The sequence below is a fragment of the Aquimarina pacifica genome, from assembly GCF_000520955.1.
Taxonomy (GTDB): Bacteria; Bacteroidota; Bacteroidia; order Flavobacteriales; family Flavobacteriaceae; genus Aquimarina; species Aquimarina pacifica.
Genome location: NZ_JACC01000003.1, coordinates 168,540 through 191,292, shown reverse-complemented (window position 1 = coordinate 191,292; position 22,753 = coordinate 168,540). Strand labels below are relative to the sequence as shown.

Below are 22,753 nucleotides of genomic sequence, written 5' to 3'. Positions count from 1 at the left end.
CTTCATTGTTTACAAACATAAAGTTTTTTACTTTCGACCTCGATCTAATTATACCTAATTATTACACTATGCAAAATACAGCTTTAACTGAAACACATATGGCTTTGGGAGCCAAAATTGTTCCATTTGCAGGATTTAATATGCCCGTATCCTATGAGGGCGTAAATATAGAACACGAAACTGTTCGTAATGGTGTTGGTGTTTTTGATGTATCACATATGGGAGAATTTTTGATTACAGGTCCATTTGCCTTTGATTTAATACAAAAAGTTACTTCTAATGATGTTGCCAAATTGACTGATGGAAAAGCACAATATAGCTACCTGCCCAATGATACAGGAGGTGTTGTTGATGATTTAATTGTATACAAAATAGAAGATCAGAAATATCTTCTGGTAGTTAATGCTTCGAATATACAAAAGGATTGGGACTGGATATCACGTCATAATACGATGAACGCAACTATGCGCGATCTGTCTGAAGAATACGCTCTATTAGCTATACAAGGGCCTAAAGCAGCATTAGCAATACAATCATTAACGACCATTGATTTGCAATCGATGAAGTTTTATACGTTTGAGATAGGTGATTTTGCTGGTATTGATAATGTGATTATTTCTGCTACGGGATATACTGGCAGTGGAGGTTTTGAAATCTACTGTAAGAATTCTGAGGTACAACAAATTTGGGATCAGGTACTAAAAGCTGGAGCTAATTTTGATATAAAACCAATAGGCTTAGCTGCGAGAGACACATTAAGATTAGAAATGGGATATTGTCTATATGGCAATGATATAAATGATACTACTTCTCCTATAGAAGCGGGTTTAGGATGGGTTACCAAATTCACGAAAGAATTTATTAATTCTGAAGCATTAGCCAAAGAAAAAGAAAAAGGCGTAGAACAGAAATTAATTGGTTTTGAACTTGATGAACGAGGAATCCCGCGTAATGGTTATGATATTGTAGACAATAATGGTAATAAAATCGGAACAGTTACTTCTGGTACCATGTCTCCTTCTTTGGGAAAAGGAATAGGATTAGGATATGTTCCTATTATCTTCACAAAACCTGGTAGTAAAATTAACATTCAGGTACGTAAAAAAACAATTCCGGCTACTGTAATTAAACTACCTTTTTATAAAGGATAGTTGCATAATAAAAATAGTATAACTAAGTTTCAACTATTGCGATATTATATCAATAGTTGAAACTTAATTTTTTATAAGAAGAATTTGAAAAAAATTTTGATCATAGGAGCAAGTGGTTTTATAGGTAATGCTTTGTATAAAGAGCTTAATTCCTATTTTGACACCTATGGTACATATTATACCGATAATTCATTTTTTGAAAAGAATCAAAAATTTTTTCAATATGATATGGATGCCGAAGATGTAACCATTTTACTTAATAATCTAAAACCTACTGTTATTATTACTGCATTAAGAGGGAATTTTAATTCTCAGTTAGATGCCCATCAGCGCATTATATCATGGGTCAAACAACATAAATGTAGAATGATATTCATGTCTAGTGCCAATGTATTTGATTCATTTAGTAATTACCCTTCTTACGAATATGACAAAACATTGAGCGAAAGTGTTTTTGGAAGGTTCAAAATTAAAATCGAAAATGCTTTAATGCGATTACCTACGAGTAAATATTTAATTGCACGTGTCCCAATGGTTTTTGGATCAAGTACGCCTAGAGTTCAAGAATTAAAAACACTTTATGATCTTAAAGCCCCAATAGAGGTATTTCCTAACGTAATTATTAATGCAACCACCATATCTAAATTAACACTCCAGATACATTATATAATAAACAGGAATAAAAAAGGTATTTTTCATTTAGGCAGTACGGATTTAATTTATCATTTGGATCTTATCAAAGAAATTTGCGATGCTTTGCAATTAGAAGAACCTATATTTAGACAGGTTTATGACTCTAATAACGATAGATATTTAGCTGTTTTACCAAAAGATAATACACTCCCAAAAAACCTTCAAATAACCACAAGACAGGTTATTGATTCTGTAATTGCTAAATGATTCTTAACGTACAACACTATCTTATTGAAGATATAATAATTCATAGTATCTTTGTGTTATGCTAGAAGGAGATAAAAAAATAATACTTTTTGACGGTGTTTGTAACCTGTGTAATAGTTCTATTAATTTTATTATTAAAAGGGATAAAAATAGTGTTTTTCGTTATGCCTCATTGCAGAGTGATATCGGAATGCGATTAATAGCTGAAAGAAATATTGATACGTCTAAACTAGACTCTATATTACTAATAGAAGGTGAAGGTGTGTATTCTTATAAATCAACAGCCGCCCTAAAAATTGCAAGGCAGCTGTCTGGTATTTATCCCTTTCTCTCTGTTAATCTCTTATTACCTAAGTTCTTTAGAGATTGGATTTACGATATTATTGCCAAAAATAGATACAAATGGTTTGGCAAAAAAGATAGCTGTATGATTCCTACTCCTGAGCTTAAGGCGTTATTTCTCGATCAATAATAATTGAATCGTTTTCTATTCTTCATTTAATTCTTGAAACCAAATCTGATCTATTTTCTTTTTGATCATCTAGAACATTTTCAATTTGGTGTTTTTTTCTTAATTCTTCTGATTTTTCGTCTAGCTTATTAACATTATCTATGTGCACTATACTAAGACATAAAATCGCAAACGTGATAAGTGTAATAGGTAGTAAAAATGGCTTCATAAGATCGTGTGTTTGATTGTACATTTCAAAAGTAGGTCATATACCAATCCTATGTAAGGGGAGTTTACCTAAATTTACTAGGGGGCTTTTCCCCCTATTTGTTATACGGAATTACCACAAAACCATATAAAACAACGTCTTACCTCAATAAAAACTATACTTCACTCAATATGGGTTTCTAGAATAGAACCGCAAATATATATTTGATCTTTAATCAAAAAATATCCTATGAAGACATATACACTACTACTATTATTCTTTTCATCATCATTATTTGCAATAAATACAATAGAGAATAAAACAGAATCAACAATTAGCCAAGTAACTGTTTATCTTACAGGAGCAGAAATAAAAAGAAATGCCTCTGTTGATGTCAAATCAGGTATTAATGAGATCATTTTATATGATTTATCTCCTAATATAGATGAAAACAGCATTCAGATATCCGGATTAAAAAATACATCTGTCCTTTCTATAAATTTTACGATGGATTATCTTTTAGAGAAACAGTACTCTGAAGCATCAGAATCTCTAAAAATAAAACTCAAAAAAGCACTTCTTTCAAAAAATGAAATTGTAAATGAGATTTCAGGATTATCACAAGAACAAAAAATATTTGATAGCAATCAAACTATTGGTTATGACAAAGAGCTTTCGTTAGAATCTATTCAAAAAATTTCTACATATTATAGAAAAAGATCAATAGCAATAAAAAATGAAATCTACTTACTTACTCAAAAACAACATATTATAAGTCAGGAAATTGACAATATTCAGCATGAAATAAATAAAATAGATGACTTTGTAAAAACAGAAAGAGGAGAAATTAGATTAAAAATAGATGCACAGGTTGCAGCAAACTTACTATTAAAAATACGATATAATGTTACTCAAGCTGGGTGGTTTCCTATGTATGACATAAAAACAGAAAGTATCGAAACTCCCTTAAACATATCGTATAAGGCAAACGTATATCAAAAAACTGGAACTGATTGGAAAAATGTAAATATCATCTTATCCACAGGAGATCCGGATACAAATAATAGTAAACCAGAGGTAAACACAAAATATCTTTACTTTTCTAATAAACAAAATATAACTAATAACGTGATCAAACGATCTATATACAAATTCAATCCTACAGTCAAAAAAGTAAATGGGATGGTTGTTGATCAATACGGAAATCCTCTACCCGGAGTAAGTATAATAGAAAAAGGAACCACTAATGGAACAGTTACAGATTTTGACGGGTTATATTTCCTTGATATAAAAGGTGGTAAAGAACTTGAATTTTCTTTTGCTGGATTAAAAAATAAGACAACTCCTATTTATGCAACTCAAATTAATGAAACATTAATGCAAGACGACTCAGAATTAGAGGAGGTTGTAATAATAGGATATGGTACCAAAAAAAATGTAAAAAAATCAAGGGTAAAGGCTGAAGAAATTAAACAAAAAGAAGACTATAATACGGTAGTATAATCCAAAAAGCAAGGGATTACGAATACTAAGTTTCAAATAAAAAATAAATATACAATTAACTCAAATTCAGACACAACGGTCATTGAAATAGACAATTTTAATGTAAAAACCGATTATCAATATTTTGCAGCACCCGAACTTAATGAAAATGTATTTCTAACAGCAAAATTAAATAACTGGGAAAAATATAATTTACTTGCCGGTGAAGCATATATATACTTTGAAGGAAACTTTACAGGAAAAACTATTATAAACCCTACGATAATTGCCGTCGATGGTTTGGATATTTCATTAGGTGTTGATCCTAATCTAATTATAAAAAGAGAACAGTTAAATAGTTTTAAAAGCAAGTCTCTTATCGGAAACAACCAAATCTTAAATTATAAATACAAAATTAGTATCAAAAATAACAAGCAAAGTGCGGTAAAGGTAATTATGAATGATCGTATTCCTGTTTCACAAAATAAAGAAATCAAAATAGATCATATAGACACAGGGAATACCGAATACAATAACAAAACCGGAATAATGAAGTGGACCGCAAACATCTTACCTCAAGGCAAGGATGAAAAGGAGTTTTCATACCAAGTAAAATATACAAAAGGAAAACACATTAATTTATAAAATAATACGGGTATTAGCGCTGAAAAGTATAGAGATACCCATCCTTAAATAGTTCATTAAGAGTGAACTTGGTGTCGATTAGTTCAAAATTACCAAAACTACTTCCATTTATACGCAATTCTTGGTAGTCATCTTCTAATGTAATAATTGAATAGTCATAAATACCAGAAGCCAAAATATCGGGCAATGAATTATCTGTATTCATATTAGTAATTGTAATATCCATATTTTCTTCATTAAAATCCCATATAATAATGCCTTTATCTATGCTTTCGTCAATACCTAAGAAACCTCCTGACACATGTGTAAGATGCCATTGCCCATCAAGGCCAATACCATCTATTGGGAGACAATCACATTGATCATCATCATTAGAGCAACTTAATATTAGTGAAATACATAACGCTAATGCAATATACTTTTTCATGGAAATTACTTGTAGATGTATCTATAGATGAAAGCATGCCTCTTTTGGTTGCGTTAATGTATTGTTAAACCAAACATTAATACTTGCATGTACAAGCATATAATAATATTTTTACTAAAAAATTACACTGTTGAAAAAATCAGATAAATATTTGTCTAAGTGCCTTTATTTTACATCTAATGCATTGGCCAGAAAATTGACAAAACTAGCGGAACAAGCATTTACTCCTATTGGGTTATCCCCTTCTTATGCTTTCTTATTGTTACTAATCCATGAAAACCCAAAAATAACTCCCTCTGGATTAAGTAAACAATTAGATCTCGATCCCTCTACTATTACACGACTTGCTGATAAAATGATTTTACGTTCTTTGATCACAAAAGAAAAAAAAGGAAAAATGATGCACTTTCTACCAACAGAAGATTTAACCATGCTACTTCCTGATTTAGAAAAATGCTGGTATGACCTCAAAGAAAAATATGACAAGATATTAGGTGTAGAATCAGCAGACGTATTGGTAGAACTAACATTTGAAGCCTCAAAAAAAATATAACTTATAACATTAAAAAATATAAAAGCGAATTAGTAATGAATACAACTATATTTCATCTAGCACAATTCAACATTATTAAACTAAAAGACGATCTTAATTCTCCAATTATAAAAGAATTTAGAGATTTTCTGGCTCCAGTAAATCAATTGGCAGAAGAAAGCCCTGGATTTGTATGGAGGTTAAAAGATGATGAAGGAGAAAATGCAACACATGTTGACACACCATATGAAGATAAACTGATTTTTGTTAATTTATCTACATGGACTGATTATGAATCCTTGAAGTCCTACAGTTATAACACCGTTCATAGTTATTTCCTCAAAAACAGAAATAAATGGGGTACTAAAATGCAAGGACATCAGGCTGTATTATGGTGGATCCCAGCTGGAGAAAATCCTTCTGTAATTCAAGGAAAAGAAAAGCTAGATTTACTTAATAATTTAGGTCCTTCATCAACATCATTCAGTATGAGTCAGCTATACGATCAAAAAGGCGTCAAACTTAAATAATACTATGTTGAGAACCATTTTCGGTCATTACTCCTCATAATTATCATCCCAGTTTTTCACCTTCGGATCTCCTAATTTACCCACAGATTTTGCAACTATCATAGCTACCGTCGCATCTCCTGTTACATTAATTGTTGTTCGTAACATATCAAGAGGGCGATCTACAGCAAATATTAATGCCAAACCTATTGGTAATTTATCCGAAGGGAAGCCTATTGCTTCAAGAACAATAACCAACATTACCATACCTGCTCCAGGTACTGCGGCTGATCCTATCGAGGCCAATAGTGCTGTTAATACAATAGTTATTTGATTACTAAATGTTAATCCTTCTGGCCACAATACTTGCATAATAAAAACTGATGCAACTGCTTGATATAGGCTTGTACCATCCATATTAATTGTTGCTCCTACAGGTAATACAAAGCTTGACACTTCTTTATCTACTCCTATATGTTCCTCTACCCTTTCCATAGTGACGGGTAAAGTCGCTGCACTAGAACTCGTAGAAAAAGCTAATAATTGTGCAGGGCTAATTTGTTTGAGAAACCATAAAGGAGATTTCTTGGTCAAAATTGTTACTAGAATACAATAGAATACAATCATTAATACTAATCCAAAAACCACAACACCTGCATACCTCAATAATGCTAATAAAATATCAGGATCATCAGAAGTAACGACTACATTAGCTAATAATGCAAAAACTGCGAATGGAGCCGTAAGCATAATAAGATCTACCATTTTGAGTACAACCTCGTTCAAACTATCAAAGAATTTTTTTAACGGCTCTGATTCCGAAGGTTTTATCAACAACATACTAATCCCTAGAAAGATTGCAAAAAAGATCACCTGAAGCATCATTTTATTATCGCTCATTGCCTTGACTGCATTTTGAGGAACCATATCAATCAAAAATTGTAAAGGTCCACTCTCTTTCTGTCTTCCGGCCTCTGCAATTCGTTCTGAAATTTTTGAATTACCAGAATATTCTTCGGTAAGCTTTGTTATTGTCTCAGCGGTAATACCATCTCCCGGCTTTATTGCATTCACCAATAACAATCCTATTGTAATTGCAATTACGGTTGTCAAAATATAAATAACAATTGTTCTTCCTCCTATAGTTTTGAATTTTGAAATATCCTTAAGGTCAGAAATTCCTTTAATCAATGAAGCTAAGATTAAGGGAACCGCTATTAACTTTAATAAGTTTACAAAAATAGTTCCCAAAGGAGCGATCCAATCTCCGGTAAATCCTTTACCCCATGAGATCGTGGTCATTATAAAACCGAAAACGATACCAAGAAGCATCCCGATCATGATTTGCCAGTGCAATGCAATTTTCTTCATGTAAATAGTTTAGTGTATTAGCCCAAAAGTTTCGAAGATATAAATTAAAAACAAAAAAAAGGGTACCCCTTTTGGATTACCCTTATTTATTAACTTTTATTTTTGAGTTTATTTTTTGATAGTTCTATTCATCAACCAATAATCCACAAGCACTAATGCTGCCATCGCTTCTACAATTGGCACTGCTCTTGGCACAACACAAGGATCATGTCTACCTTTACCTTGCATATTCACTAAATTTCCATCTTTATCTATAGTCTCCTGATCTTGCATAATCGTTGCTACAGGTTTGAACGCAACATTAAAATAGATATCCATCCCATTAGAAATACCTCCTTGAATACCACCAGAAAGATTTGTTTTTGTAGTACCATCGGTATTAAAAAGATCATTATGCTGACTTCCTTTTAATTCTGCACCTGCAAAACCACTTCCGTATTCAAAACCTTTTACAGCATTAATAGAAAGCATTGCTTTCCCTAATTCTGCATGTAATTTATCAAATACGGGTTCTCCTAGACCTATAGGCACTCCAGAAATAGCACAACTTACAATTCCCCCTACGGTATCACCTTCTTTTCTAATTTGCTTGATATATGTTTCCATTTCAGAAGCCATTGTTGGATCAGGACACCTCACAATATTCGATTCTGTTAAAGAAAAGTCTAATTCTGTATGCCCCTTTTCTAATTTTATATGACCTACACCACTTACGTAGGCATTGATTTTTAGGTCACCTAACACTTGTTTTGCAATTGCACCAGCAACTACTCTGCTTGCAGTTTCTCGTGCAGAAGATCGACCGCCTCCACGATAATCTCGTACCCCATATTTTTGCGTATAGGTATAGTCTGCATGAGAGGGTCTAAAAGAATCTTTTATATGAGAATAGTCTTTAGACTTTTGATTTGCATTTCTAATTGCAAATCCGATAGGAGTCCCTGTGGTAACTCCTTCAAAAATACCGGAGAAAAACTCAACTGTATCGGGTTCTTTACGCTGCGTAACAATAGCTGATTGACCTGGTTTCCGCCTGTCTAACTCTGCCTGTATTGCATCCATGTCTAGTTTGATCCCAGAAGGACATCCGTCAATGATTCCACCAATTGCAATCCCATGTGATTCTCCAAAAGTGGTTACCTTAAATAGGTTTCCAAAAGTATTTCCTGCCATTAAAAACAATTTTGCACAAAAGTAATTTTTAATCTTTACATACGAAAGCTGTATATACCATTTAGTGACAATAGGTAGCATTTGTATAGATTAGTAGCAGCTATTTACTTTTAAAATAACAATATGATAGAAAAAATATGTTTTTGATTACAAAAATTAAATTAGACACTAGTTTGGCACTATTTTTTATTAAAACATCAAAGCAAAAAATAGGTAACTATAACTCATTACCTCCATTTTTCACTGAAAACAGGTAATTTTAGTAGTATCAATAGTCTTACTTTTAATGAAGTATTAATCATAAACTCATAAATAATGTTAGAAAACTTAGTAAAATTAAAGGGCGTTAAGGTTTTAGATAAACAACAACAGCCAAACATTGTCGGAGGAGGATATCCAGGTTGTAGTGAATTTTCAGGAATTGCACATTGTGCTGATGCTGAATAAGAATAAATTGATATAAGGCTAGAAGCAACTTGATTTCTAGTAACAAAAATAAATCAGAAATCTTTTGAATACTATTTCAGAGGGTTTCTGATTTTGTTTTGAAAAAACAATGGATGAAATTGGTTAAAAGGCATACCACAATAGCAAAGACATGATTAATCCGATGAACCCGATTAGGGTAGTCATAATAGTCCAAGATTGAAATGTTTCTTTTTCTGTAAGTCCCAAGTATTGCCCAACTAACCAAAAACCACTATCATTAACATGAGATACGATTGTTGCTCCAGAGGCTATAGCAAGAACAAATAGAGCTATTTGCTCACTTCCGAAATCTCCCGCTAAAATAATAGGTGATGTAATTCCGGCTGCGGCAATCATTGCAGTTGTAGCCGAGCCTTGTAAGACTCTTATTAAACCTGCTACTACAAAAGCAAATAATAATGGATGAATTGAAGTATCATGTAATGAATTTGCTAACATTTCTCCTGCTTTTGTGTCAACCAAAATTTGTTTAAAAGCTCCTCCTGCTCCTGTCAATAGTATAATGGCACCAGCAGGTTGAAATGATTTCATAGACAATTTTAAAAGTGCATCATTAGTCGTTCCTCTTTTAATGCCTAGAACATACCATGCGATTAAATTTGCAATAATTAGTGCTGTAAACGGGTGTCCTACTAATGAAATGCTATACTTTAGTATATCTGGTAATTTATTTTGACTTATCCAATCTCCCAATAAAATTGTTTTTAGTACAATTAGTAAAATAGGGATTGTTATAATTGCAATTATTGTTATTGGATTCGGAAATTTTGCTGTATTTGATTCTTCTATCTTTTGAGTTTGGGGTATAGTTATATTAATCTTAGAAGCTATATATTTTGCAAATAATGGTCCACTAATTATTGCTGCGGGAATCCCAACAATGAAACCCAACATAATAACCCAACCTAGGTTTGCACCAAGTATATCGGCAACGGCTACTGGTCCTGGGGTCGGAGGAATAAAACTATGCGTAATTGCTAAACCGGCAAGCAAAGGAATAGCATATAGCAAAAGTGATTTTTTCGTTTTTTGGGCGATTGCATATAGTACCGGAACAAGAATAATAAAAGCTACATCAAAAAATACTGGGATCGCAATAATAAAACCCGTTATAACCATTGCCCAAGAGGCATTTTTTTCTCCAGCTAATTTTAGCACATAACCTGCAAGAGCTTGGGCACCTCCTGAATGTTCTAGGAGCCCTCCGAAAAGTGCTCCCAAACCAACTACTGTAGCTACAAAACCTAAGGTCCCACCCATCCCATTTTTGATACTATTAAGTATTACATCGGGTGATAACCCAGCAATAACACCTACAAGTATACAAACTATTAATAGGGCAATAAATGCTTGCATTCTTAGCTTTAGAATCATAAATAATAAAGCTATAATACCTACGCCTACAGCTACTAGCAATTGATAATCCATGTTACTTGACTTTTATTGAGTTTTCCAGTTGGTATGAAAAAATTCTGTTATTTCTCTATCTACGCGTTGATAAGTATGTGCTCCAAAATAATCACGCTGTGCTTGAATAATATTTGCAGAGGATTGTGCAGAGGAGTGTGTTAAAAAATAGTTTATTGCACTTGACATAACAGGCATGGCGCAATTTGCTATGACAGCAGAGGATATTACTTTTTTTAAGGCAGGTACCCCTCTACTTAACGACTTGACTATTTGAGGAAATAGTAACAATGGTGTATTATTATTCTCAATAAATAATTCTGAAATCTCTTCCATTAGATTACTACGAATAATGCAACCATTGGTCCATATACGAGCAATTTCTGACATTCTCAAATCCCATTTATACTCATCTGAGGCTTTCGCTATAACATCAAAACCAATGGCATGATTAATAATATTTGTTACAAGAAAAGCATCTTCTAAAATGTCAATAAAAGTATTTATCTCCTCTTTTACAGGTGTTTTTTCTATATTATATAACAGTGATGTTTCGACCCGTCTTGATTTTAACCCAGACAGGTTTCTAGCCATTACTGCTTCTGAGATTGTATTAAGCGGAACTCCTAATTCTAATGCTGCAATTGTTGACCATCCTCCTGTTCCTTTTTGTCCAGCCTTATCTAAAACCTTGTCTATCAAAAAAACATCCCCTTCTTTTTTACGAAGTATATCTATGGTAATCTCTAAAAGGAAACTATCTTTTTTATTTCTACGCCATGAATCAAAAATAGTACTAATTTGAATGGGGTCTTGATTACAATGATATCGCAATAGATGATATATTTCTGCTAATGTTTGCATTTCTGCATATTCAATTCCGTTATGAATCATTTTTACAAAATGACCCGCACCTTGTGGTCCTATATATGCACAGCAGGGCTTATCTTTTTTATCCTTTGCCGCTATTGCTTCTAAAAAAACACCTGCCCTTAAGTACGCTTCTTTAGTACCACCTGGCATAATAGAAGGTCCTTTAAGTGCTCCTTCTTCCCCCCCAGAAATCCCTACACCAAGAAAACCTACTCCTTGTTTTAGTAATAATTGTTCTCTTTCTATTGTCTTTTTAAAATGAGAATTGCCTCCATCAATCACACAATCTCCCTTTGCTAGTAACGGAAGTATGGATTCGATAACTTCATCAATTGCCTTTCCTGCATGTACCATGATCACAATGGTTCGAGGCTGTTCTAGAGAATTCATAAAAGAAGACAAGTCATCAAAACCAATAACATTTGTATTTTCTTCAAACTCTTCTACGAATGTTTTTGCGACATCTACTTCCTGATTTTCTACATGTCTATTATATACTGATAAACCAAATCCCTTTGATACTATATTTTTAGATAAACTTTTACCCATTACTCCCAATCCAATAAGACCCAATTGAGATTTTTTTGTGATAAGTTGTGATTTTATTTGTGACATGACTTGTTCTAACTCTTGTGTTGCATCAATAAAAATTCCACTTTTAGGCTTTTCAAGAGTCTCAAATTGAGTGGAAATTAGCTCTTTTCTAAAAAAATGCCCTTCTCTGGTTTCTAGACGTTTTTGTATTATCCTTTCATCCGTATCCAAAAAAATCCAATTAATTTTTGATATACTTCCTGATTGTAATATGTCTCTATATTTTTGTTTTAAAGCAGAACATGCTAATACTGCCCCTTTTCCTTTTTGCCAATTAGTAATGTTTTCTGCTAATTTTTCTAGCCATGGCATCCTATCAATATCTTCCAAAGGAATACTATTAGACATCTTTAGAATATTTGCTTCAGGATGAAAATCATCTGCATCATAAAATGGAATATTTAATTCTTTTGCCAGTAATTTTCCTATGGTTGTTTTTCCACTTCCGGCAACTCCAAAAATGATGTGTATTATTGATGGAACCATAAATTATTCTATAACAAATGTAAGCTCATGTGTTGTATCCTGAGCATCTTTGCCAACCCACAACATAAAATCCCCTGACTCTACTATCCATTTTTTATCTACACCATAAAAAGATAGGTCATCTGTATTAAAAGTAAATTCTATTTCTTTAGAAGCTCCAGCATCAAGTGCTACTCTTTTAAAACGTAGTAGCTCTTTTATAGGTCTGGTAATGCTTCCGACCATGTCTCTAAAATAAAGTTGAACAACTTCTGAAGCTTTTACAGTTCCTGTGTTTGTAACAGTAGCTTTGACCACAATAGTATCTCCTTTTTTTATGCTTTTAGAAGATATGCTTACATCAGAATACTCAAAATTACTATAGGTAAGTCCATATCCAAAAGGATATTGTGGTAAATACCCAAGGTCTAAATAATGTGATGTATTCCCAAGAGAGCTTTGCCATGCTCCGATAGGAATAGAATCCATATGAACATATTCATCTGGTACCACTGGACGTCCAGTGTTTTTATGATTATAATATATAGGTATTTGTCCTACTTCTTTTGGCCATGTAACCGGTAACCGTCCCGATGGAGAAACTTTTCCGGAGAGAATTTCTTTAATTGCATCTCCTCCCATGGTTCCTGGATGCCATGCGCATATGACAGCATCAACTTTGTCTAGAATATTAGTCAATGTTATGGGTCTTCCTGCCATTAGTATTAATACGATAGGTTTGCCTATTTTGTGAAGTTCGGTAATAAGCTGCTCTTGTGCTCCCGGAAGGTCTAAGTTTGCTCTACTATGAGCTTCTCCGGACAGAATAGATTCTTCTCCTCCGAAAAATAGAATTATATCTGAATTTTTTGCGGTTTGTATCGCTTCTGCAAAACCTGCATTTTTTTTATCCCGGCTAAATGATAATCCTTGACTATATTTAAAATTGTATATAGAATCCTTCTTAAAAGATAATAATGGTGTTATTGTATGTTCTTTTTCTCCATCAAAAGTCCATGTTCCTAATTGTTCATGTGGTGCATCAGCTAGAGGTCCTATTATTGCTAAACGCTGTTCTCTTTTTAATGGCAATATATTATTATCATTCTTTAAAAGCACGATACTTTTTAATGCCGTTTCTTTTGCTGCTTCTAAATGTTTTTGATCATATAAAATATCAGAATTAGGGTCAAAATATGGGTTCTCAAATAACCCCAGTCTTAATTTTATCCTGAGTATATTACGAACCATACTATTCAATTGATTTTCAGAAATAGTTCCTTCTTCAATAAGTGTTTTTAGATTATTCTGATATGCTGTACTCGTCATTTCCATATCAAGCATTGCCTTTGCTGATTTCTCTGCAGCCTGATATTCATTTTTTGCAAATCCATGAGGAATCATTTCTATAATCGAGTTCCAATCACTGACAACAAATCCATCAAAGCCCCACTGATCTCTTAATACCTCTTTTAGTAAATAGGTGTTTCCAGAAGCAGGTATCCCATTAAGATCATTAAAACCTGTCATAAAGGTCGCTACATTGGTTTCAACAGCTTTTTTGAAGGGTTTTAAATACGTGTTATGTAATGAAACATTATTAATATTTGCCGTATTATAATCTCGTCCTCCTTCGGCTGCCCCATATCCTACAAAATGCTTAGCGCAGGCGGCCATACTTGTGGGCAATGACAGGTCTTCACCTTGAAATCCTTTTACATAAGCTGTACCCATTACTGCTGTGAGATAAGGATCTTCTCCACCAGATTCAGCAATACGGCCCCATCTAGGGTCTCTTGAGATATCAAGCATAGGAGCAAAAGTCCAACGGATTCCGTAAGTAGAAGCTTCTATTGCTGATATTCTAGCACCGAGCTCTACAAGTTCTGGATCAAAAGTACCGGCTTGCCCCAAAGGAATCGGAAAAATAGTTTTGAATCCATGAATTACATCTCGAGCAAAAATCAATGGAATATTATTGGGACTTTCTTCTATCGCAATACGTTGAAGTTCTTTGGCATCTTCTTTATTCATGATATTAAGAAATGAACCGATCTCTCCCTTTCTTACCGCATCCTTCAGTTCTTCTGGCAGCTCCTTTACCCTACTCGATTTTCCTCTTTGAGCAGTTTGACCTATTTTTTCTTCTAAGGTCATTTTCGAAAGAATACTATCAATCCTAGATTCTAAAGCATCTTCCGTTTCGTTAATAGCAGTATTTGTGGATTCTTTAGGGTTACAACCTGATATCAGGCAATAAATAATAACAAATAATAATGAGTAGTTTTTCATATTTTAATGTAATTGCATTATGTACTATGCGGTATACGAAAAAAGCATGGTACTGTACTTACTGTTTACTTATACTACAGAGTATTATAAATGACCTATATAGACTACTTCACATAACATTTAGTACATTTTAACGAATAAAGGGCTATAAAAACTATTGCAATTCACATTGATTAAAGATCAATAGATACATAAAAATGGAACTTACTATTTTTATTCAGTGTATCGTTCTTTAACCTTTTTTTAATATCAAAAAAAAATCGTAGCATTCTAATAACGATAAACTTATAATTAGGTAATTCTAATATCAAAGAGGTATGCTTAATTTGTATAACGATATTTTTTTATGAAAAAACGTACTGTAGAACTTGTTGTAGTATCTGATGTTCACTTGGGTACATATGGGTGTCAAGCGCAAGAATTTCTTAATTATCTCAATAGTATTAAACCAAAGACATTGATTCTTAACGGAGATATCATAGATATCTGGCAATTTAGAAAACGATACTTTCCTAAGGCACATCTTAAAGTACTAAAAAAAATAATTTCTCTTGCCTCTAAAGGAACAGAGGTAATATATATTACAGGTAATCATGATGAGATGTTACGCAAGTTTAGTGATACTGAAATGGGAAACTTTAAGCTTGTTGATAAACTTGTACTAGAGTTAGATGGAAAAAAGGCCTGGTTTTTTCATGGAGATATTTTTGATGCTTCCATTCAAAATGCGAAATGGTTAGCAAAGTTAGGTGGTTGGGGATATGATCTCCTTATTTTATTGAATCAATTAATAAATTGGTTTTTGATACGAATGGGGAAAGAAAAATTCTCTTTATCAAAGAAAATAAAGAATAGTGTAAAAAAAGCTGTAAAATATATAACTGATTTTGAGAATGTCGCTGCAGAACTAGCAGTAAAAAATGGGTATCATTATGTTGTTTGTGGCCATATTCATCAACCTCAAATGAGAAAGTATACAGATAAAAATGGTTCTTGTATATATTTTAATTCTGGAGATTGGATCGAAAACTTAACCTCATTAGAATATCATGAACAAAAATGGAATTTAGTTCATTATGAAAAAGATAAAATGAATGTATTTGAAGAGACTATTGAAGAAAACGAGAATCTACCAATTACTCCAGAAGGATTACAAGCTACTTTTATGATAAATCATATTTTAGGAAAACCCTGAATGTCTGGTGTAAATACTATATCACAAGAGAACAAAACGTTTTGTGGTTTTATTTTAATTCAATTTTTATTTTTGGCTGCTTGTATTTCTAGTTCAATTTTCACTTTCTCTAATTCATATCTTTTCGCAATAACTTCCTGCTGGGCTATCACAACCTCTTCCATAGAGGCTTTAAGTTCTGGTGGTATTTCAATAGATTCAATGAGTAACTTTTCAAAAATAATCTTGTATTCTTCTAATGAAGTACTCAATTTATTAGATATATCAGTTATTATTAAATCTCTTTTTGAGTACACTATCTCTTCCACCGTATATTGACCAAAATTTTCTCTTATTAACGAACGAACCAGTGATTGACAATACTTTTTATAATAAGGTCCAAATTTATTATGTATAAAGGGAATATTAGCCTCTTCTATCGTTGTCAAAAAAGAATAATTAAAGGTTAATACGATCATATCTTTACTTAAAATAGAAAACTCATCTTGTTCATAATTGAATCCGATATTGTATTCTGTTTTTTCATACTTACTAGTTTTTTGTCCGAAACTTAATACCGATGTAAACACACTTACAACGAATATCATTATCATTCTTATAACTATATTTTTAATCATATGGAGGATGAGTTCTGCCCTTTACTATACTTTACGACTTCGTTTTAAAATATAAAATACTCGAGCTTTATTAATTTTAGCGTAGCTAATGCTATAATCAAATTATGAATGCATGGTAGAGATATAATAACACAAATATGCGAGACTTACTCAAGCTTTCTTAATAATCGTTTCGCTACGTCAAAATTAAAGTGTTGTTTATTATTTGTAAGCAATTTTAACTCTTCAATTGCTTTTTCGCGATTTCCTTGTTTCAGATAAACCATTGCCTTATACCAATATCCTTTTGAACTATCCAGAGTATTATTTTTTAGTAAAATATTGAAAGTTTCTAATGCTTTATTATATGCGCCAGACTCTAGATATGATGCTCCCAAATAAGACAATACATATGGATTTATTTCTTTATGCGCTACTTGAGATTCTTCTATATTTTGCGTAAAAAGAGCTATTACCTCTTGATATGCTCCTTTATTAAATAACTCCTCCCCTTTTGCTAAATTTGCAGTGGTATCTCCTTGAAGTGTTAGCGAGGGTAAATCATCCCAATTGTTATATTCGGCATATAGTGCCTCTGTAGATGGGTTAGAACTATAGTTTCCAATAAAAAATATAAGCAATACTGCCGCGGCTGCAGTAACGGCAATATACAAGAGTCGTTTACTTCTTTTAGGTTTTTGATCAAGAGTTTCAAAATATGTATCTCCTATGTTTTTTAAATCAAAAGCTTTCTTAGTGTATACATCACTTCTACGCAAACTTGCAATATGCTTAACTTGGTCACTTTCTAAATCATGATCTAATAAAGTCCAATCTTCGTTAGCAATAGAAGCTTTTACAGCTTTATTGAGTATTACTTCTTTCTTTAATTCTATATTACCTTCTATCTCTTTTTCAAAAAGCTCTTTTTCTTTACCCGTTAGACGACCAAAAATATAAGCATCTATTTTTTCGTATGTTGCTTGATCAAATTCCATTATTGTAGTTACTATTTAATTAAATCTGGTATCAAATTTTATAAGTTTAATTAATTTACTTTTACACTTAAACACGCGCTGTCTTACCGTATTAATACTGGCATACGACAACTCTTCTGTTATATCCTCATACGATACCTCATTAAAAAAAAGTGTTAGTATGTCTTTGCAATTGTCTGATAATAGATCAAACTTTTTTTGATATAATTCTAAGTGCTCTTGTTCTATCATAAACCTGGCAAATTCTGTCTCTTTACTTACAAGTGTATGTAAGTTGTCTTTTATTACCCGTTTTTTTTGTTTTTCTATTTCGCGGCGCCACATATTCTTAGTAATAGTAAACAAATAAGCCTCAAAACAAGAAATTGTAAGCTTTCTCTCCTTAACACCAATGATAATATAAAGCAGTGATTCTTGAAAAATATCTTTTGCCTGTGCCAACGTTCCTCTATTTTTCAAAATAAAATGCATTGTTTTAGGAAAAAACTGTTCATAAATTTCAGAAATCACAGCACTGTCATTTTTTAATAATGCATTAAGATACTTATCATCTAATTTTACTACTGTTGTTTCTTCCATAAAATCAATTTCTTTTTATTTATCTTAAAAAAATGGGTAATGATTTAATCATCTATGCACTTTAGTATAAAAGTAATATTTAAAATTATAACCAAATGAAAAGTTCTACATCTTTACTATATATTATTTCTATTTACATTTTTACTATAAGTTGTTCTTATAATGAATTAGATGAATTTGAAATAGAACAAACGAAATTAACAAGCAATTCTACAACGAGCAAAATTGGGATTACTATGCCCACATTAATAGAAACATCACTCATAATTAGATATAGAATTGGGGTAAAAGAAAGTGACAAAAAAGCCTTGAGAGACCAATTTAAAGTTATTGGCACAAAAAAATGTAACTGCACAAATACTTATATTGAGCAATGGGAATTTAGTGTAGGTACGGATATTGAGGGAAGAAAAGATGAAATAACACAAGATGGTGTTGGTATTGAAGGAGTTGATTTTCAATTTAATTATCCTAACCAAAATATGGTTCCTTTTCATGACCCTTCTATACAATCAGAAGAAGAAAATAGGTATTTGATTAAAGAATTTATTGGTATCGAAGAGCCAGATGTTAGCATCGCAATACTGGATACAGGAATTGACCTAAGAAAATTAATAGGTTATAGTCCTACATTATACAAAACGAATGACGAATCTAATCTATGTGTAAACAATGGAGATATAGAAATATCTGGATGGGATTTTATGAATAGTGATTCTAATACCTACGATGATAATGGTCATGGTACTGCTGTTACTGGAATCCTTGCAAATAAATTACACAATGAAGGGGTACAGAATTATAGTATCTTACCTGTTAAAATTTTTGATGATGAAGGAAAAGGAACTACTTTCACCACACTCTGTGGATACGCATATGCAGTAAGTAAACCTGGTATATCCATAATAAATATGAGTTTTGGTTGGTATGGTCATCAAAGTGTCATATTATCTCAATTGATTGCCGAAAATCCTAAAATATTAAATATTTCCTCATCTGGAAATACGTTTAACAATAATGATTTCTTACCACATTACCCGTCATCATACACGCACAAAAATTTGTTCTCTATTGGCAGTATTAATAAGAAAAAGATACATATCGCATCTTTTTCTAATCATGGATCTACTAGTGTTGACTTTTTATCATTAGGTGATCAAGTACCTACCCAAAATACAGATGGGGTTAATGAATTAATTTCGGGAACATCTTTTGCTACACCTATAGTAACGGGTAAGAGCGCACTATACATTACCGAAGGGTATAGTAAATCAGAACAGGTAGAAGAAAGGCTAGAAATCAATGGAACTATATTAAGTACTACTCTCCTTCCTGTTAAATATTCTGATATTATTATTGAATAAATAACATACGTTTCAAACTCGTCTAAACTATTTCTCTCAAAAGAAAAGGTCTAGATGAGTTTTTGCAATATATACACACCATTATGCTGTTTGATAATTTTTGCAATTATCAAACAGTTTTTTTTAACATTTCATACAAAAATTCCATAATTTTAGTACTTCTAATGTATGATTTCACCCCTATATGCGATTTGCTATTATTTATAGTTTTATACTAACTTCATGTTTATTTTCTACTAATATTAGCCAAGGGCAGGATTATATGCAGCACTTAGATGTTAGGTATCATGAAATAAAAAATTCAAACCTTGAGTATTCATGTAAAAATGAAGAATTGAATCGGCTACTTACTCTCAACTCAAACAATAGTATTGAATTAAGCTATTTATATAACGATTTTGGAAAATTAAACTATAGAAATAATGATATCGAAAATGCGGTTATTAATACAACAAAAGCATTGAATATACAGAAACTATATGCAGATTCTATACCATCGATAATCAATAAAAGTTATAATAACATTGCTTTATTTCATCTGTTTTCTGGTAATGAACCAATGGCTATACAAACATTTAATGAACTAATTAGTCAGCCATATGTAGACAAATATACTATTCATGCCTATACAAAAAGACTTACAGATTTATACATAAGTCGCGGAGATTATTACAAAGTAATCCATTATTTACAAGAGATTGAGAATAAAATTATAAAATCAGAAGATCCCAAACATAAAAAGGAATTATATCGTGTGTACTTAAGTTTTTCGCGGGTATATTCTAAAACAATGAAGGCCGAAGACTATAAAAAAGCAATTCTATATCTAAAAAAAGTAGAAGAGTCAATTGTCCACCTTCCAAAAAAAATAAGACAAAAAACAAGCATGATCCTATATGCTCGATATGGTTGGATATATGAAGAATTAGAAGAATATGAGGATGCCATATATCATTACAGTAAAGCCTTAGAAATAGGTCTTAATGATTTTCCTACTAATAATAAGGATATAGCAACAGCATATGATGCGTTAGGATATATTTATGCAAAAACAAACCAATATCCACTGGCATATCAATATTATCAAGAAGCATTACAATATGACCCTTTAAAAACATCTACGTATGACAATTTGGGAGACTATTTTTTATACAAAAAAGAATATACCGCTGCTTTACAACATTATCAGAAAGCCATTTCATATACTATTGGGCAATATACAGATGTCGACTACAATAGCCTACTTAGTTATGAAGAACTTGCGCAATCAAATAACAAAACGCAACTTGTTAATGACTTAAAAGATAAAGCAAATGCCTGGTATATTTTTTATCAAAACACAAAGGACAAATTATTACTAAAAAAAGCATTATCTACAATTATTTTGGCCGATCGAGGTATTGATATAATTCGCTCAGAAAATGTCGAGCAACAATCAAAATATTTTTGGAGAAGAAAAGGAGTAGATTTATATATGTTAGGAACAGCTATATGTTATGAGTTAAATGATATAAGTCGTGCTTTTTTCTTCATGGAAAAAAGCAAGTCATTATCTCTATTAGAGGATATTACTCATGAAGAAGCCAAAAATGAAGCCAATTTACCCGAAAATATAAAAGAACGAGAATATAGCTTAAAATATACAATACATAAAGAAAGAGAAAGACTTCTCAAAGACACAACTCTTACTCGACTTGAAAAAGAATCTATAATTTTTGAGCATAAAAACAAATATGAACGATTTATTAATTCTTTAGAAGAAAGATACCCCGGTTATTATCATTACAAAAAGAAGATTACTATTTCTTCTTTAGAGACTTGCAAATCAAAAATTATTTCACCCTCAACTGGTTTAATTCAATATATTCTTAAAGAAAATGAAGGATATGGAATTTTGGTAACAACAACCAAGACTCATTTTTTTAAAATAAAAGATCCTAAAAAACTAAATAGAGAAATAAGAAGAATTAATACTTTAATCAATACGCCTTTTATTTCTAAAAATGAATTAGATACATATAATAACTTAGCATTTTCTCTCTATCAACAATTGTTTCCTTTTTATACAGAAATTGATACCTCTTCTATAGAAAACTTATTAATAGTTCCTGATTTCATATTAAATTCTTTTCCATTTGAAGCACTAGTTACTCAACCTGATACTACTAAAAATGAAATATCGTATCTAATAAAGAATCTCGAAACGACGTATGCCTATTCTGTATCATTATTAGAAAAAATTGAACAAAAAGAACGTTCACCGAGGTCTCAAGTACTCGCTTTTGCGCCGACCCACTTTACAAATAAACTTCCGAGTCTATTAAGAAGCAAAAGTAAAATGGAAGCTCTAAAAAGTATGTGGCATAGTACTATCTTAGAAGAACATAGTGCAACCAAGTCTAACTTTATCACCATGGCTGAAGAGTATAATATCATCCATTTATCTACACATGCAAATGCTATTAGTGTTGATGAACCTTGGATAGCTTTTCATGATAGTATACTCACTTTGAACGAACTATACTTTATCAAAAATCAAGCAGATTTAGTGTTTTTAGATGCCTGTAAAACGGGAACAGGATATCTACAATCAGGAGAGGGTATGATGAGTTTATCCAGAGGTTTTTTTCATGCAGGAGCAAAAAATGTGATTTCATCCTTATGGAGTACAAATGAGAAATCTAGCAGTAAGATTGTACTTGATTTTTATACCTTTCTAAAAAATGGAGAATCCAAGTCATCTGCTTTGCGTAAAGCAAAACTGAAATACCTAAATGAACATCAACTCTCAGAACAATCCCCTCATTTTTGGGCTCCACTAATTCTTCATGGAAATATTGAAACATCAAATACATCTAACACCTATTTATTTTGGGTGTTTTATAGTATTCTGGCGGTATGTATAATATGTTTATTTTTTTGGCGCATAAATAATTCAAAAAAAAATAAAAAACCCATTTACTAGTTACTTTGAGAGATTTCCCCCCATCCCAAAGCAACCAGTAAATGGATTATAATTTACTTTTCCTTATTTCTTAAATGAAATAACTTT

Annotated in this window: 21 protein-coding genes; 11 read left to right on the top strand and 10 right to left on the bottom strand. The window is 31.9% G+C overall.

What is annotated here, in order from left to right; translation table 11 throughout:
* The first annotated feature begins 68 nt into the window (after window positions 1-68).
* The 3 genes from gcvT (at window position 69) to DZ60_RS0103105 (ending at window position 2,523) form a co-directional block, all read left to right on the top strand.
* Window positions 69-1,151, top strand: coding sequence for a glycine cleavage system aminomethyltransferase GcvT (gene gcvT, locus DZ60_RS0103115; RefSeq protein ID WP_025740406.1), 1,083 nt, complete (start codon window positions 69-71; stop codon window positions 1,149-1,151).
* 84 nt (window positions 1,152-1,235) lie between these two features.
* Complete coding sequence (locus tag DZ60_RS0103110; RefSeq protein ID WP_025740404.1) at window positions 1,236-2,051, top strand: sugar nucleotide-binding protein; 816 nt, start codon at window positions 1,236-1,238, stop codon at window positions 2,049-2,051.
* A 58-nt stretch (window positions 2,052-2,109) separates the two neighbouring features.
* A complete protein-coding gene (locus DZ60_RS0103105; RefSeq protein ID WP_025740402.1) occupies window positions 2,110-2,523 on the top strand; it encodes a thiol-disulfide oxidoreductase DCC family protein in 414 nt (137 codons plus the stop codon).
* A gap of 22 nt (window positions 2,524-2,545) precedes the next feature.
* On the opposite strand, the gene DZ60_RS0103100 is transcribed toward DZ60_RS0103105, so the two are convergent.
* Window positions 2,546-2,731: a hypothetical protein gene (locus DZ60_RS0103100; protein ID WP_025740400.1), complete on the bottom strand. Its 186-nt coding sequence runs from the start codon at window positions 2,729-2,731 to the stop codon at window positions 2,546-2,548.
* Window positions 2,732-2,959: 228 nt separating this feature from the next.
* Between DZ60_RS0103100 and DZ60_RS22355 the strand changes: the two genes are divergently transcribed.
* Both DZ60_RS22355 and DZ60_RS24625 read left to right on the top strand, forming a co-directional pair.
* Window positions 2,960-4,213: a mucoidy inhibitor MuiA family protein gene (locus DZ60_RS22355; protein ID WP_051477541.1), complete on the top strand. Its 1,254-nt coding sequence runs from the start codon at window positions 2,960-2,962 to the stop codon at window positions 4,211-4,213.
* Window positions 4,214-4,228: 15 nt separating this feature from the next.
* On the top strand, window positions 4,229-4,837 hold the full coding sequence (locus DZ60_RS24625; RefSeq protein ID WP_081740371.1) for a DUF4139 domain-containing protein: 609 nt from the start codon (window positions 4,229-4,231) through the stop codon (window positions 4,835-4,837).
* 13 nt (window positions 4,838-4,850) lie between these two features.
* On the opposite strand, the gene DZ60_RS0103090 is transcribed toward DZ60_RS24625, so the two are convergent.
* Entirely contained in the window at window positions 4,851-5,264 is a 414-nt protein-coding gene (locus DZ60_RS0103090; protein WP_025740398.1) for a hypothetical protein, read from the bottom strand.
* 130 nt (window positions 5,265-5,394) lie between these two features.
* On the opposite strand from DZ60_RS0103090, the gene DZ60_RS0103085 reads away from it, so the two are divergent.
* Both DZ60_RS0103085 and DZ60_RS0103080 read left to right on the top strand, forming a co-directional pair.
* Window positions 5,395-5,817 carry a MarR family winged helix-turn-helix transcriptional regulator gene (locus DZ60_RS0103085; protein WP_025740396.1) on the top strand — a complete coding sequence of 141 codons (423 nt, stop codon included), beginning with the start codon at window positions 5,395-5,397 and terminating at the stop codon, window positions 5,815-5,817.
* A gap of 35 nt (window positions 5,818-5,852) precedes the next feature.
* Entirely contained in the window at window positions 5,853-6,326 is a 474-nt protein-coding gene (locus DZ60_RS0103080; protein WP_025740394.1) for a DUF3291 domain-containing protein, read from the top strand.
* A gap of 27 nt (window positions 6,327-6,353) precedes the next feature.
* On the opposite strand, the gene DZ60_RS0103075 is transcribed toward DZ60_RS0103080, so the two are convergent.
* Complete coding sequence (locus DZ60_RS0103075; RefSeq protein ID WP_025740393.1) at window positions 6,354-7,676, bottom strand: dicarboxylate/amino acid:cation symporter; 1,323 nt, start codon at window positions 7,674-7,676, stop codon at window positions 6,354-6,356.
* 108 nt (window positions 7,677-7,784) lie between these two features.
* Entirely contained in the window at window positions 7,785-8,849 is a 1,065-nt protein-coding gene (gene aroC, locus DZ60_RS0103070; protein ID WP_025740391.1) for a chorismate synthase, read from the bottom strand.
* A 315-nt stretch (window positions 8,850-9,164) separates the two neighbouring features.
* Here aroC and DZ60_RS25655 point away from each other — a divergent pair, with 315 nt between their 5' ends.
* Window positions 9,165-9,296: a hypothetical protein gene (locus DZ60_RS25655; protein ID WP_262482368.1), complete on the top strand. Its 132-nt coding sequence runs from the start codon at window positions 9,165-9,167 to the stop codon at window positions 9,294-9,296.
* A gap of 123 nt (window positions 9,297-9,419) precedes the next feature.
* On the opposite strand, the gene DZ60_RS0103060 is transcribed toward DZ60_RS25655, so the two are convergent.
* From DZ60_RS0103060 to DZ60_RS22350, 3 genes are read right to left on the bottom strand one after another with little or no spacing between them, the layout of a single operon-like run.
* Window positions 9,420-10,766 (bottom strand): GntP family permease, encoded by a 1,347-nt coding sequence (locus DZ60_RS0103060; protein WP_025740389.1) that lies wholly within the window; start codon window positions 10,764-10,766, stop codon window positions 9,420-9,422.
* A 12-nt stretch (window positions 10,767-10,778) separates the two neighbouring features.
* Window positions 10,779-12,698: an NADP-dependent phosphogluconate dehydrogenase gene (gene gndA, locus DZ60_RS0103055; protein ID WP_034228497.1), complete on the bottom strand. Its 1,920-nt coding sequence runs from the start codon at window positions 12,696-12,698 to the stop codon at window positions 10,779-10,781.
* 3 nt (window positions 12,699-12,701) lie between these two features.
* Window positions 12,702-14,969: a glycoside hydrolase family 3 N-terminal domain-containing protein gene (locus tag DZ60_RS22350; protein ID WP_081740368.1), complete on the bottom strand. Its 2,268-nt coding sequence runs from the start codon at window positions 14,967-14,969 to the stop codon at window positions 12,702-12,704.
* A gap of 346 nt (window positions 14,970-15,315) precedes the next feature.
* On the opposite strand from DZ60_RS22350, the gene DZ60_RS0103045 reads away from it, so the two are divergent.
* Window positions 15,316-16,164, top strand: coding sequence for a UDP-2,3-diacylglucosamine diphosphatase (locus DZ60_RS0103045; RefSeq protein ID WP_025740386.1), 849 nt, complete (start codon window positions 15,316-15,318; stop codon window positions 16,162-16,164).
* 59 nt (window positions 16,165-16,223) lie between these two features.
* Here the strand turns inward: DZ60_RS0103045 and DZ60_RS0103040 are convergent, their stop codons facing one another.
* The 3 genes from DZ60_RS0103040 to DZ60_RS22340 all read right to left on the bottom strand — a co-directional run bounded on the left by DZ60_RS0103040 (window position 16,224) and on the right by DZ60_RS22340 (window position 18,337).
* A complete protein-coding gene (locus tag DZ60_RS0103040) occupies window positions 16,224-16,781 on the bottom strand; it encodes an SPFH domain-containing protein (RefSeq protein ID WP_081740367.1) in 558 nt (185 codons plus the stop codon).
* 146 nt (window positions 16,782-16,927) lie between these two features.
* Window positions 16,928-17,758 (bottom strand): tetratricopeptide repeat protein, encoded by an 831-nt coding sequence (locus DZ60_RS22345; protein ID WP_034228494.1) that lies wholly within the window; start codon window positions 17,756-17,758, stop codon window positions 16,928-16,930.
* Between the two features lie 15 nt (window positions 17,759-17,773).
* Entirely contained in the window at window positions 17,774-18,337 is a 564-nt protein-coding gene (locus tag DZ60_RS22340; RefSeq protein ID WP_034228491.1) for an RNA polymerase sigma factor, read from the bottom strand.
* Between the two features lie 95 nt (window positions 18,338-18,432).
* Between DZ60_RS22340 and DZ60_RS0103030 the strand changes: the two genes are divergently transcribed.
* Together DZ60_RS0103030 and DZ60_RS0103025 are read left to right on the top strand one after the other, a co-directional pair.
* Entirely contained in the window at window positions 18,433-19,701 is a 1,269-nt protein-coding gene (locus DZ60_RS0103030) for a S8 family serine peptidase (RefSeq protein WP_025740383.1), read from the top strand.
* Window positions 19,702-19,963: 262 nt separating this feature from the next.
* Window positions 19,964-22,666 (top strand): CHAT domain-containing protein, encoded by a 2,703-nt coding sequence (locus DZ60_RS0103025; protein WP_025740382.1) that lies wholly within the window; start codon window positions 19,964-19,966, stop codon window positions 22,664-22,666.
* The last annotated feature ends 87 nt before the right edge of the window (window positions 22,667-22,753 follow it).